Source organism: Pedobacter sp. KBW06 (assembly GCF_003852525.1).
Classification (GTDB): domain Bacteria; phylum Bacteroidota; class Bacteroidia; order Sphingobacteriales; family Sphingobacteriaceae; genus Pedobacter.
This window is the reverse complement of the sequence record NZ_QAJL01000004.1, coordinates 283,149-296,169: the sequence shown is the minus strand read 5'-3', so window position 1 is coordinate 296,169 and position 13,021 is coordinate 283,149. Positions and strand designations below refer to the sequence as shown.

The window sequence follows — 13,021 nt, the reverse complement described above, 5'->3', positions numbered from 1 at the left end:
ACTGAATTGCTTAAATGTTAACTAATAGCCAGAATTCATCAACTAATGAGAAAGAACGCTTAAGGGCGTTGCGTGATTACGATATATTGGATACTCCTCCGGAGAACGAATTCGATAATATCACCAAGCTGGCCAGCTTGATCTGCAACACACCTATAGCGTTGATCGTATTAGTTGATGAAAACCGGTTATGGTTTAAATCTGTGATAGGCCTTCAGTGTAAAGAAGTGCCGAGAGATGTCTCTTTTGCAGAGTATGTCATGCAGAGCGATGAAGTGTTCGAGGTCTGTGATGCCCTCAGCGATGAACGCTTTATCAACCATCCCGCCGTGATAGACGGAAGCCAGGTCAGGTATTATGCAGGTTCGCCGCTGATTGACGAGAACGGCTTTAAGCTCGGAACGATCTGTGTGTTCGATCAGGTCCCGAAAAAGCTAAGTAAGGAACAAAAAGAAGGCCTTCAAATCCTTGCCAAAGAAATCATTACCCATATTTCCCTCAGGAAAAAAGCGTTCGAACTGAACATCAAAAATCAGCGCTTTGAAGAATTACTCAATATTTCTACCGTATCCCCCGAAATCCATTGTATCCTGGATGATAAGGGCGAACTGTTGTTTGTCAACAGTGCGATTACCAATGTGCTCGAATACGAAGTAGAAGAAGCGATAGGGCTAAGCGCCTGGGGGCTTTGCTACCGGGAAGACATCACAAGGGTGGTGAATACCATCGAGGCAGGTCTCTCTGCCGGAATCAAGCAGTTTAATGTAGATTTCAGGATTGTCAGTAAAAGCGGGCTCATTCGCTGGCTGAGCTGGAATATGGTCTGTAAAAACAGGCGCTGGTACGCTTATGGCAGAGACATTACCGAGAATAAACGGGTGGAAAATGAGCTGATGAAGCTCTCTTTCGTAGCCAGTAAGGTCAATAATGCCGTCGTAATTAACGATGCCAGTAACCATGTGACCTGGGTGAATGCCGCTTTCGAAAAAATTACCGGCTTTACACTGGAAGACATGAAAGGCAACCGGCTCGGCGACCTGATCCAGGGGCCGGGAACGGACCTGGAGCTCATCGAACAGGCCAGAGAGCTGACCAATAATAACCAGTCCTTTACCGTTGACCTTTTAGCCTACCGCAAGGATAAACAACCCATCTGGTTGTCTATTTATAATACGGTGGTCTTTAATGACGAAGGGAAAGTAGAGATCGAAGTAGAGATCATTCTCGACATTACAGAAAAGAAAAAAGCGGAAGAAGAACTGCAATTGCTGTCTTTAGTGGCCAGTAAAACCGATACGGGAGTAAACATCTCCGATGAAAATGGGAATACCACCTGGATCAATCATTCCCTGGAGAAATTAACCGGTTACTCTTTAAGCGAGTTGCAGGGGCTTCAGCTGGGTGATATCCTTGCTCCTAACGGGGTCGCCCAAAGGGAACTTATTGTGGCCTCCAGAGAGAAAGCCAATAATAAGGAGTCTTATGCAATAGAAGTACAGGCAAGGAAGAAATCAGGGGAGTCTATCTGGCTTTCTGTTTCCAATACCCCTATCGTGAATGAGAAAGGGAAGGTAGAACGGCAGATCGACCTGATTACCGATATTTCCCAGCGAAAACAGGTGGAAAAAGAAATGGTAGAAGCCAAGGAGCAGGCCTTGCAGCTTAGTGCGGCAAAGGAAATGTTCCTTTCTGTGATGAGTCATGAAATCAGAACGCCCCTGAATGCGGTGATTGGAATGGCACACCTGCTGCTGGACAATGATCCGAAAGAATCCCAGCTCCATGACCTTAACCTGCTGCGGTTCTCCGCAGAAAACCTGTTGAACATCATCAATGACATCCTGGACCTTACCAAAATGGAGACCGGAAATGTGCAGCTGGAAACCATTCCGTTCAGCTTAAAAGAGCTGGCTTCAGACGTGGTGAGTTCCTTACATATGACCGTATCCGGGCGAAATAATAAACTGGAGCTGATCTGCGATGAACATATTCCGAAGTACATTAAAGGCGATAAAACGCGTTTGTATCAGGTATTGATGAATTTGCTGGGTAATTCCATCAAATTTACCCAAAACGGAAGCATTGTATTGCAGATCCGTCAGCTGACAGAGGATGATAAAAATGTATTGCTTTATTTTGAGGTACGGGATACCGGAATCGGAATCGCACAGGAAAAACTAGCTTACATCTTTGAGCCCTTCATTCAGGCCAGAACAGACATCTCCAGGAAGTATGGCGGAACCGGATTGGGACTAACCATTACCAGAAAGATGCTGGAGCTCTATGGCGCCGATATTCATGTGGAGAGTGAAGAAGGAAAAGGAACGGTGTTTTATTTCTCTATTTCTTTTGAAAAGGCATCGGATTACATTCCTCAGGTAAAGACCTTGAAGCAACCGGATATGTTTACCGATAAACGGATTCTTGTGGTCGATGACAATGAAATCAATGCGCTGATTGCAAAACGAATATTTGGCAAATGGGGGCTGAACCTGGATTTTGCATCCAATGGGGAGGAGGCGATAGAAAAAGTGGCTGCTAATTTTTACGACCTGATCTTTATGGACATTAAAATGCCGGGAATCGATGGCTTTGAAACTACGAGCATAATTCGTGGGATGGAGGGTTCCTATTTTAAAAATGTACCGATTGTTGCCTTGACTGCCTCAACGCTCCATGATGAGCACAATAAGTTCAATGAATGCGGTATGAACGGGCATATCTTAAAGCCATTTAAGCCCGAAGAAATGCGGAACATTCTTTCCGAATACCTGAGGTAAAATTAAAGCCCAATTTCTTTTATTAAAAAATCTGCCCTTTCTGCAATGGATACTTTTGGAATTTCTATGGTCTGGTAGCCAAGTTTTGTATACACGTTTTGCATCATTTTGCAGGTTTCCACAGCCTCAGGAAAAGATTGTTTGCGTTCGGTATCGTTGCTGTAGATCTCTTCCCAGGGAGGGGTGATAAAAACGAGGGGATGGTAACGCAGGTTTTTAGCTATTTCTTTCATTTCCCCGCTCGGTTGCAGTCTGCAGAGCTCCATATAACCCATTACATCAGGAATACCCCGGTCAAAAAAAACCGGTTGTTGCTGTTCTCCGCAGGTCAGGAAGTCCTGATGCGCTTGCCGGAACATGAGCTCCCCAAACAACATGGGTGATTTCCAGGGAAGGGCGATGCCTTTAATTTTCATTTGATGAATGATGATTGGTCTGCCGGCTTCGGGGATGCAGGTGTATCCCCGCCTTTCCAGCTCTTCCAAAAGGGAGGTTTTGCCCATTCCTGGTCCACCGGTAAGCACAAAAAAGTTCTTTCTGTTTACTGTTTTCATAGAAATGTATTTGTCTTTTATAGCTTTTAATGCTATTGTACGGATGATCATGGCTGTTTATCAGCACGATCCTTATGGTGATTTTATTGAAACTGCGCCAATTGTAGACTTATTTTTCAGGAATATTGAAGATTGCTCAAAAAGCGATTGAATTCAACGTTTTCAATGAATGAATTACTGGAAGATCAACATGAAATATCGGGAATAAAAAGCGATTTTTTTGAAAAGATAAAGGGCCGATATCTCACGAGCGTGAAAGTATCGACCCTTAAATTAACGCTCTCAAGGACAAAGTAAAGGAAAAGAAATCAATTGGCAAAATTTATTTTTAAATAATTTAATTTTCATAGAATTGGGCCGCAGGGGAGGGGATTTGCGGATTCTGGTAAAAGTAAAGGGCCGATATTTCTGTATAGAAAATATCAGCCCTTACCATCTAAATTAACGCTCTCAAATATATAAACGAGCTTATTCGCAGAATGTTATAAGCGGAACTGTTTTTTTACCCGACAAAGGCCAGGGTGGCAAAGCTGACTTTATCAACACCACACTTTAACAGTTCCAATCCACAGGCTTCCAGAGTGGCTCCGGTAGTGAGGACATCGTCTACCAGCAAGATGTGTTTTCCTTGCAGTTCTTCTTTATTTCTGACTTCAAAAGCTTTTGACATGTTTTCAAATCTGAGGGATCTTCCTTTTTTAGTCTGACTATCGGTAGGGGTCTTTCGCATCAGGTGGGCCTTGCTCACCGGGACTTGCAATACCCTGGAAATCCCTTCAGCAATGCCTGCACTTTGGTTGTATCCGCGTTGCCGTTCTCTTTTTTTATGGAGGGGCACCGGAATCAGCAGGTCAAGGTTGCTATAATAGGGGGAAAGTAGAAGTCTTTCGCCAAGCAACTGCCCCAGCTTGAGCCCAAGTTCCGGCTGATTACCGTATTTCAAATGATGAATGATCTGCTGGACATTGCCGTGTTTTCTGAAAAACAACATCGCCATTGCGGCATGACAGGGAATGCGGCCCCAGAACTGACGGGCTACTTTATTTTCCTCATGTAAATGATGATCCGTATAAGGGAGATGGTAGAGGCAGCTGCTGCAAAGCTGAGATTCACCGGCATAAAGCGAAGCTCCGCAAGCACAGCAGAGGTTTGGAAATAATAGACTTAGTAAGTCGTCAAAATACTTTCGGAAGAGGAACATGGGCTAATCTATAAGAATTAGCCATTCCATGGTTGAAAAACTGTTTAATTTTGTTCTTTCACCGCCAGTTGTCCACAGGCAGCATCGATGTCTTTACCCCTGCTCCTTCTGATGTTGGTATTTACACCCTGGCTCTTCAGGTAATTTGAAAAGGCATCAATTTTGTCTCCCTCTGCGTTGAGAAAATCTGCAAACTGGATCGGGTTATACTCAATCAGGTTTACTTTACAAGGCACATGTTTACAAAACTTAGCCAGTTCCATGGCATCTTCTATCTCATCATTGAAATGATTGAAGACGATATATTCGTAGGTAACCGGGTTCTTGGTTTTAGAGAAATAATATTTTAACGCTTCTTCCAGCGCCTTTAAAGAGTTTTGTTCATTGATCGGCATGATCTCATTTCTCTTTTTATCGTTGGCGGCATGAAGCGAAATTGCCAGGTTAAACTTAACGCCATCATCACCCAGTTTTTTAATCATCTTGGCAATTCCCGCAGTAGATACCGTAATGCGCTTGTAGGACATGTTTAAACCATCCGGTGAGGTAATGCGGTCAATGGATTTTAATACATTGGCATAATTCAGCAGGGGTTCGCCCATTCCCATATATACGATATTGGTTAGCGGGGCATTGTAGTTTTTCTTGGCTTGCTGATCGATCAGCACTACCTGATCATAGATCTCATCGGCATTCAGGTTCCGTTTGCGGTCCATATAGCCTGTAGCACAGAATTTGCAGGTTAAGCTGCATCCTACCTGGGAGCTCACACAGGCAGTCATACGCTCTTCCATAGGGATCAAAACTCCCTCTACGATGTTCCCGTCATATAACCTGAAGGTGTTCTTTATGGTATGGTCATTACTGAACTGAGAGTTGTTTACTTCGACTACATTGATCGCGTAATTTTCTGTAAGTTTCTTTCTAAGGTCTTTAGAAAGGTTACTCATCTCCTCAAAAGTGCGGGCTGATTTCTCCCATAGCCATTGGTAAACCTGTTTGGCACGGTAAGAAGGTTCCTGCATTGCTATAAAGTGCTGTTGCAGTTGAGGAAGATCCAATGAACGGATGTCTGTTTTTTTTGTAGTCGTAAGCATTTGCTGCAAAGTTACCTAAAAAAAGAATAAGCCAGACAAAATTGATTTTGCTGGCTTAATATTGTGTGGATTACCATCAAATTATGACGGTTAAATTATGTTAACGCTTTGGACCTCTGCTTTTTCCAGGTGTTCCCTGCTTTCCTTTCGAAGGTCTTACCGGTCTTTTGCTTGGTCCGTTTGTTTTATTCCAGTCATTGCTCGAAGCAGATGAAGCACCACGGTATGGGCTTCCTGATTTTTGCTCTGATCTCGGTTTTCCGGAAGATCTTGGGCCTGAAGTGCTTTCTCCTGCGGCTCCGGCTCTTGGTCCTCTGGAAGGTCTGCCTGAAGCAGTTTTCCGGTGTACCGGTTTCTCTTCAGCCGCTTCAACAGGTTTTTTATTTACCCTCTTTGGAGCGGTATCTGCCAAAGAACTGGATTTGGCTACCAGGTTATAGATTCCTGTTTGTTCTTCCGGAGTCAATTCTCTCCATTCGCCCAGAGGAATTCCTTTAAGGCCAATGTTCATGATCCTGGTACGCTCCAGTTTGGTCACTTCAAATCCGAAATATTCGCACATTCTTCTGATCTGACGGTTTAATCCCTGAACAAGAATGATTTTGAAAACAAATGTACTTTCTTTGGTTACTTTACATTTCTTCGTCATCACGCCCAATACAGGAACGCCTTTGGCCATACCGGCAATGAACTGCTCTGTTAGTGGTTTATTTACCGTAACTACGTATTCTTTTTCATGGTTGTTTCCTGCACGAAGAATTTTATTGACAAGATCTCCGTTATTGGTCAGGAAAATCAGTCCCTGGGAATCTTTGTCCAGACGGCCGATCGGGAAAACCCGGTCACTATGGTTCACATGGTCTACCATATTGCTTTTTACCCCGGCCTCAGTAGTACTGGTGATGCCGACAGGTTTATTGTAAGCGATTAAGATAGAATGATCTACTTCTTTAGGTTCAATCGTCTGGCCATTAACGGTTATGATATCTCCAAAAAATACTTTGTCGCCTACCTTGGCTTTGCGGCCATTGATAAATACATTTCCTTGTTCTATATATCTGTCTGCAGCTCTTCTGGAGCACAGACCGCTCTCACTAATGTATTTATTTAATCGGGTAGTAGAATCAGACATAGATATGGGTATAAATTATTTCAGTTTACAAAGAACCGAATTTATACCCATATATGCTATCAAAATATTTTAAAGCTGATGATTCTAAAAATTAACCTCATCGGCACTAGGGCCATAAGAGCCGGGGATCGGAATGTCCAGCAGACGGAGAAATACGCCCAGCTGTGCCCTATGGTGGATAATTTGTGAATAAGCATGGCGCACAAGTTCTGCTTTTGATAATTTCACATAAATTTGTTCCCCATTCCTTAAAATCCATTCTCCGGACAATAATTCTTCATTTGCTTTCCTGAGATGAGATCTTCCATCTTCCAGCTTGGCTTCAAAGAAGGCCATTAACTCCTCATTGCTGTTGATTTCTTTTTTTTCATAAGGTGTTTTGCCAAAATCAAGCTCATCAGTAGTGACTGCCAGTGTAACCCATGTTGGTAATTCTGCAATATGTGCGGTAAGGGTTTCTATCGTCATGCTCTTGGGATGCGGCTGCCAGCCAAGTTTGTCTGTAGGAACAATCGACAGCATTTTGCGGGTGGTTACAGCCTCTTCTTCCAGTTCTTTCAGGAACGTTTTAATCATATCCATAATCTTGTGTTTTGTTTAAATGTCTGCCACAAAGAAAAGAGGGGGCACTGTCAACCCTATGGCAGTCTGTTTTTCCGATCTGAATAAATTTTAAGAAAGGTCTGGTGTGCCCAAATTCAATATTTCTGTTGTTCAACTCCGGGAAGCCTGGGATGATCAGGACATTATTATCTGATTATTTATAATGGTATTACTATTATAAATGTTATTGACTGTTGTTGTTTAATAATTTACCGGAAGCATTTTCATGTATTCGCTTAAAGGCATGTGCGCTGTTTTCCTGAAAGGGAGATCGGTTTGGCAAACTTTTACAATCCTGGAGACCCGGAAATCCCGGTATTCTTTGCGCAAATGACACCAGCCTATTAAATGCCAGTTAAAGGCATAGAAGATCAATCCTATCGCTTCGACTTCGCGTTTACTGGTCTCTTTGCTGTTGTTGCTATATTCTATTGTAATGATGCATTGTGCAGATATGGCGTTTTGTAAGAGGGAAAGGTATTCAAATTCATTATTTATGGACTGTGGTAATTGCAGCTTGATGTTGTTGTTCAGAAATTCCAGCTTTTCTTTTTGGGAATTTCTCAGGACGGCCTTTACTTTATTTAAGGCATTGGTATAGTGGTTTAGGATGGATTTATCCGCAAAACCGGCAACCAGTCTTTCCATGATCAGCAAGGCATTTGCCTCTTCTGAATTAAAGGAAACGGGAGGAAGGAAATACCCTTGTACAATGTAATACCCTTTGGGTTGTTCAAAACTGATTGGGATTCCCTGCTCTGCCAAAGCTTTGATGTCCCGGTAGACCGTTCGTACACTAATTTCAAAGCGGTCTGCGATCTGGTCTGCAGTGACGTATTTCTTTGTTTGAAGTAAAAGCAGGATACCAAAAAGTCGGTCAATGCGGTTCATGAGGTTTTGATTATGGGCTGATAAAGTTAAACATCTTATGCTTTTTAATACGCTAAATATAAAAAGGAATTTAAATGGACATTTAAAACTGAAAGAGGTAGTTTGGTCGAATTTGGAGTTTTAAGTTGAATTATTTTACAGGTTTTCCGGAAGACTTCATGTTTGATATGACAGAGGAAGGGCTGGAAAATTGGTTGTCACACTTTGCGACCTCCAAAGAAAGCTGTGGAGATGTTTTTTCACCATGCAGGATGGATTTCATTACTTTTTCGCAGTAACTTAATACTGGATTTATGTTTAACTAAGCCATAAATCTCTGAACTTTTCAGGAGAAATGTCTTTTCTTTGTGAATATGGTTTCCTACATTTCTGCCTCCTACATCTATCCCGTATCTGCAGCCCCTTTGAAAGATGGGGTGATCGCCATTGATTCCAACGGTTTAATTAAAGAAATCTTAACTGCAGCTGAAGCAGCAGCAAAAGGAATTACAGACATTACTTATTATAAGGGGGTATTGGTTCCTGGCTTTGTCAACACCCATTGCCACCTGGAGCTTTCTCATTTAAAAGGTAAGATCGCCAAACATACCGGGCTTCCCGGATTTGTAGAGCAGGTGATCCGCCAAAGGCAGGCAGAAGATACAGAGGTTATTGCTGCGATGGAAGAGGCGGACCGTAAGATGTATGAAAACGGAATTGTTGCGGTGGGTGATATCTCCAATAAAATCATTTCTAAAGAAGTGAAGGAAATCAGCGGCATTCATTACCATACCTTTATTGAGGCGATGGGCTTCAATCCGGTTAAAGCCGAAGAAATTATCAAGGCTGCAATTGAATTGAAAAATGCATTTAAACCTTTGGTAGGCTCGATCGTTCCACATGCTCCTTATTCTGTTTCTGATGAATTGTTTCAGCAGATTCGCAGGGAAGGAGAAAAGAGCAATGACCTGATCAGCATCCATAATCAGGAAACCCCTGATGAAAATGCTTTTTTTGAAAATAAAACAGGAAGTTTTTTGAAGCTGTATCAGTTTCTTGGACTGAATATTGATTTTTTTGAAGCAACAGGGAAAACTTCTCTGGCTTCTTATCTGCCTAAACTTTCAACTGCACAAAAAACATTATTGGTACACAATACTTTTACCAGTAAGTCAGATCTTGATTTTGCTTCGGCTCAACATCCTTCCCTGTACTGGTGCTTATGTCCGAATGCTAACTTATATATAGAAGATAAATTGCCGGAATTACAACTCCTCCAGGAGGCAAATGTTAAAATTACACTAGGTACTGATAGCCTGGCGAGCAATGATCAGTTGAGCATCATTGAAGAAATGAAAACCTTACAGGATCATTTTAAAATCTCTTTTGATGAGCTCCTGAAATGGGCCACATGGAATGGTGCGGAGTTCTTAGGAATTGAAAATCATTTTGGTAGTTTAGCTGTTGGAAAAACGCCCGGTATCGTCCTGTTGGAAACTGTGGATAACTACGTGGATAACCCTGTGGATAACTGTGTGGATATCCTGGTGACTGGCAAAATTAAAAGAATAGCTTAGTTGATATGTCGAACAGAATTACAACCTTATTTAAGATACAATATCCTGTTATTCAGGCGGGAATGATTTGGTGCAGCGGTTGGGAACTCGCTTCTGCAGTTTCCAATGCTGGTGGATTGGGAATTATCGGTGCAGGATCTATGTATCCGGAAGTGTTGAAAACTCATATCCGAAAATGCAAAAATGCCAGCTCAAAACCTTTTGCAGTAAACGTCCCGTTGCTTTATCCCAATGTGGAAGAAATCATGAACATCATCGTGGAGGAAGGGGTAAAGATCGTATTCAGTTCTGCGGGAAATCCGGCGAGCTGGACCAGTTTTTTGAAAGAAAAAGGAATTACAGTGGTACATGTCATTGCCAATACGAAGTTTGCTTTAAAAGCGGAGGCTTGTGGAGTTGATGCCATCGTTGCGGAAGGCTTTGAAGCCGGAGGCCACAATGGGAGGGAAGAAACCACCACCTTATGTCTGATTCCGATGGTAAAAGATCAGGTGAAGATTCCGGTGATTGCTGCCGGAGGAATTGGAACTGGCAGGGCCATGCTTGCTGCTTTTGCTTTAGGTGCTGAGGGCGTACAGATCGGATCGGCATTTGCGGTAGCAGAGGAATCTTCTGCACATCCGGACTTTAAAAACCGGATCATTGGCGCTGCAGAGGGCGACACCAAATTGAGAATGAAAAAATTAGTGCCGGTTCGGCTGCTCAAAAATACTTTTGATGAAACCATTGCTCAGGCAGAAGCCGAAGGGGCACATGCGGAAACATTGAAACAGCTTTTAGGGCGTGCACGCGCGAAATTAGGTATGTTTGAAGGAAATTTGGAAGAAGGAGAGCTGGAAATCGGACAGGTATCCGCTATGTTAAAGGGAATTAAACCTGCTGCAGCCATCCTCGATGAGATTTGGCAGGAGTTTTTAACGGAGAAGCAGCGCATCAGTTCACTGAAATTTTAAGACAATTAGAAATAATATTTGAGTTATAAATGAAACACATCAAGATAAGAATTACCGGAAAAGTGCAGGGTGTATCTTTCAGGGCAACCACAAAAGCAATCGCAGATCAGATGGGGGTCCGTGGAATGATCAGAAATGAGAAAGATGGGAGTGTGTATATGGAAGCAGAAGGTGATGATACTTCACTCGAGGTTTTTCAGGAGTGGTGTAATGAAGGGCCGGACAGGGCAAAGATCGAAAATGTAGAAGTGACTTCAGGGGAACTGAAGAACTACCGTAATTTTGAAATCATCAAAAAGTAGCACGTGTCTGTTTTAAAAAAATTCCTTGGTCAGACCGCAATTTATGGTTTAAGTACTGTATTTTCCAGGCTGTTTAATTTTATCCTGACGCCGATCTATACCGGCAAATTTGCTGCGGGCACTTATGGGATCTTTACCACCATGTATGCTTATGCCTCATTGATCAATGCGGTGCTGGCTTTCGGAATGGAAAGTACCTATTTCCGGTACCTGAATAAGCATGAGGATAAAAAGCAGGAGGTATATAACAACTCCTTTCTGTGTATTGCTTTTATATCTGTTTTATTTTTAGTGACCGGGCTGGTCTTTTCCAATCCCATAGCGAATTACCTGACCGACGACCCAAAACAGCTGGCCGACTATAAAAGTTATGTTCAGTTTTTCATCTGGATCTTATTTATCGATGCGATATGTGTGATCCCCTTTGCCAAGTTAAGGGCCGATAACAAAGCTTTTAAATACAGCCTGATTAAGTTCATGAACATCGGTTTTTTTGTAGGCTTTAACCTCTTGTTTATTTATGTGATCCCATTGATGATTAAACATCAATGGCCAATGGGAGAGTGGTTTGCGTCCTGGTACAGAGGGGTCTGGGTGGGTTATGTCTTCATCGCCAATCTGATCGCAAGTCTGGTGACTTTTGTCTTGCTGTTGCCGGAGTTTTTAAAGATTCAGCTTAAATTTGATAAGGAATTGTTTGGAAAGATGTTCTCTTATTCCTGGCCGATCCTGGTGGCTAACCTTTCCTTTATCGTGAATGAAAACCTGGATAAAATTGTCCTGAGCAGGTTATTGCCGGATTCGATTGCGGATCATGAGGTCGGAATTTATGGCGCTGTTTGCAAGATTGCTATTTTCATCAGCATCTTTATCACTGCTTTCAGATTAGGGGCAGAGCCTTTCTTTTTTAGTCATGCTAAAAATGCAAATGCTAAAAAGACCTATGCAACGATCTTACATTATTTTGTAATCGCTTTGGCGGTATTATTTGTAGGGCTCATTGCCAACATTGAACTGTTGAAACACTTTATCCGTAAGGAAGAGTACTGGGTAGGATTGCCTGCAGTTCCTTATTTGCTGTTCGGTTATGTTTGTCTTGGGATTTATATGAACCTTTCCATCTGGTACCGCCTGTCGGACCAGACCCGCTTTGGATTGTACATTTCCATCGTAGGCGCATCGATCACTATCCTGTTGAATTTTATCCTGATTCCTAAATTCAGCTATATGGGCTCCGCATGGGTGTCTATGCTGGCTTATTTTGTCATGATGGTGATTTCCTATGTTCTCGGACAAAAATATTACCCCATTCCTTATAACCTGAAAAGGATTCTGGCTTACCTGGTCATCTCGGTAATTCTGGTGATTTTATCTTTCTGGGTATTTAACAGAAACATTTATATCGGAAACGCCATGCTGCTCGTTTTCATAGCGGGCATTGCTTATCTTGAAAAGGATGAGTTGAAAGCGATCCTGTTAAAAAAATAAAAAGATTAACAACAATATATACAACAATGAAGATTAATATCATTAACAATTCCGGACATGCCTTGCCTCAATATGAAACTGCTCATGCTGCGGGGATGGACATGCGCGCTTTTACAGAAACTGAAATCACCATTAAACCTTTACAACGTGTTTTGATTCCAACAGGTTTACATATTGAGCTGCCTGTAGGCTTTGAAGCGCAGATCCGTCCGCGCAGTGGATTGGCTTATAAACATGGCATCAGTATTGTGAATTCTCCGGGAACGATTGATGCCGATTACCGTGGAGAGATTAAAGTATTGTTGGTGAACCTTTCTGATACTGATTTTGTTGTGAATAACGGCGACAGGATTGCACAGATGGTGATTGCTAAACATGAAACCATTTCATGGGAAGCGGTGGAAGAGCTAAGCGACACTGCACGTGGTGCAGGTGGATACGGACACACCGGAAAATAAAAAATA

Annotated in this window: 12 protein-coding genes; 6 read left to right on the top strand and 6 right to left on the bottom strand. The window is 42.4% G+C overall.

Going from position 1 to position 13,021, the window contains the following annotated elements; all coding sequences use genetic code 11:
* The first annotated feature begins 14 nt into the window (after positions 1-14).
* Positions 15-2,780: a PAS domain S-box protein gene (locus tag DBR43_RS23575; protein ID WP_124585453.1), complete on the top strand. Its 2,766-nt coding sequence runs from the start codon at positions 15-17 to the stop codon at positions 2,778-2,780.
* Positions 2,781-2,782: 2 nt separating this feature from the next.
* On the opposite strand, the gene DBR43_RS23570 is transcribed toward DBR43_RS23575, so the two are convergent.
* From DBR43_RS23570 to DBR43_RS23545, 6 genes are all read right to left on the bottom strand, one after another.
* Positions 2,783-3,334 carry an AAA family ATPase gene (locus DBR43_RS23570; protein WP_158622580.1) on the bottom strand — a complete coding sequence of 184 codons (552 nt, stop codon included), beginning with the start codon at positions 3,332-3,334 and terminating at the stop codon, positions 2,783-2,785.
* A 502-nt stretch (positions 3,335-3,836) separates the two neighbouring features.
* Positions 3,837-4,535, bottom strand: coding sequence for a ComF family protein (locus DBR43_RS23565; protein WP_124585449.1), 699 nt, complete (start codon positions 4,533-4,535; stop codon positions 3,837-3,839).
* A gap of 44 nt (positions 4,536-4,579) precedes the next feature.
* Positions 4,580-5,632 (bottom strand): 23S rRNA (adenine(2503)-C(2))-methyltransferase RlmN, encoded by a 1,053-nt coding sequence (gene rlmN, locus DBR43_RS23560; protein ID WP_074608405.1) that lies wholly within the window; start codon positions 5,630-5,632, stop codon positions 4,580-4,582.
* Between the two features lie 100 nt (positions 5,633-5,732).
* Positions 5,733-6,764, bottom strand: coding sequence for a 23S rRNA pseudouridine(2604) synthase RluF (gene rluF / locus DBR43_RS23555; RefSeq protein WP_124585447.1), 1,032 nt, complete (start codon positions 6,762-6,764; stop codon positions 5,733-5,735).
* 84 nt (positions 6,765-6,848) lie between these two features.
* The gene (locus tag DBR43_RS23550; protein WP_124585445.1) at positions 6,849-7,346 is read right to left on the bottom strand and encodes a DinB family protein; all 498 of its coding nucleotides are present in this window, start codon (positions 7,344-7,346) and stop codon (positions 6,849-6,851) included.
* A gap of 222 nt (positions 7,347-7,568) precedes the next feature.
* Entirely contained in the window at positions 7,569-8,258 is a 690-nt protein-coding gene (locus tag DBR43_RS23545) for a helix-turn-helix transcriptional regulator (protein WP_124585443.1), read from the bottom strand.
* Positions 8,259-8,611: 353 nt separating this feature from the next.
* On the opposite strand from DBR43_RS23545, the gene DBR43_RS23535 reads away from it, so the two are divergent.
* Genes DBR43_RS23535 through dut form a run of 5 tightly spaced genes read left to right on the top strand, consistent with a single transcriptional unit; the run spans position 8,612 to position 13,015 of the window.
* Positions 8,612-9,814 carry an amidohydrolase family protein gene (locus DBR43_RS23535; RefSeq protein WP_124585441.1) on the top strand — a complete coding sequence of 401 codons (1,203 nt, stop codon included), beginning with the start codon at positions 8,612-8,614 and terminating at the stop codon, positions 9,812-9,814.
* A gap of 5 nt (positions 9,815-9,819) precedes the next feature.
* The gene (locus DBR43_RS23530; protein WP_124585439.1) at positions 9,820-10,767 is read left to right on the top strand and encodes an NAD(P)H-dependent flavin oxidoreductase; all 948 of its coding nucleotides are present in this window, start codon (positions 9,820-9,822) and stop codon (positions 10,765-10,767) included.
* A 29-nt stretch (positions 10,768-10,796) separates the two neighbouring features.
* Positions 10,797-11,069 (top strand): acylphosphatase, encoded by a 273-nt coding sequence (locus tag DBR43_RS23525; protein WP_124585438.1) that lies wholly within the window; start codon positions 10,797-10,799, stop codon positions 11,067-11,069.
* Positions 11,070-11,072: 3 nt separating this feature from the next.
* A complete protein-coding gene (locus DBR43_RS23520; RefSeq protein WP_124585436.1) occupies positions 11,073-12,557 on the top strand; it encodes a lipopolysaccharide biosynthesis protein in 1,485 nt (494 codons plus the stop codon).
* 26 nt (positions 12,558-12,583) lie between these two features.
* On the top strand, positions 12,584-13,015 hold the full coding sequence (gene dut / locus DBR43_RS23515; protein ID WP_124585434.1) for a dUTP diphosphatase: 432 nt from the start codon (positions 12,584-12,586) through the stop codon (positions 13,013-13,015).
* Positions 13,016-13,021 lie beyond the last annotated feature (6 nt).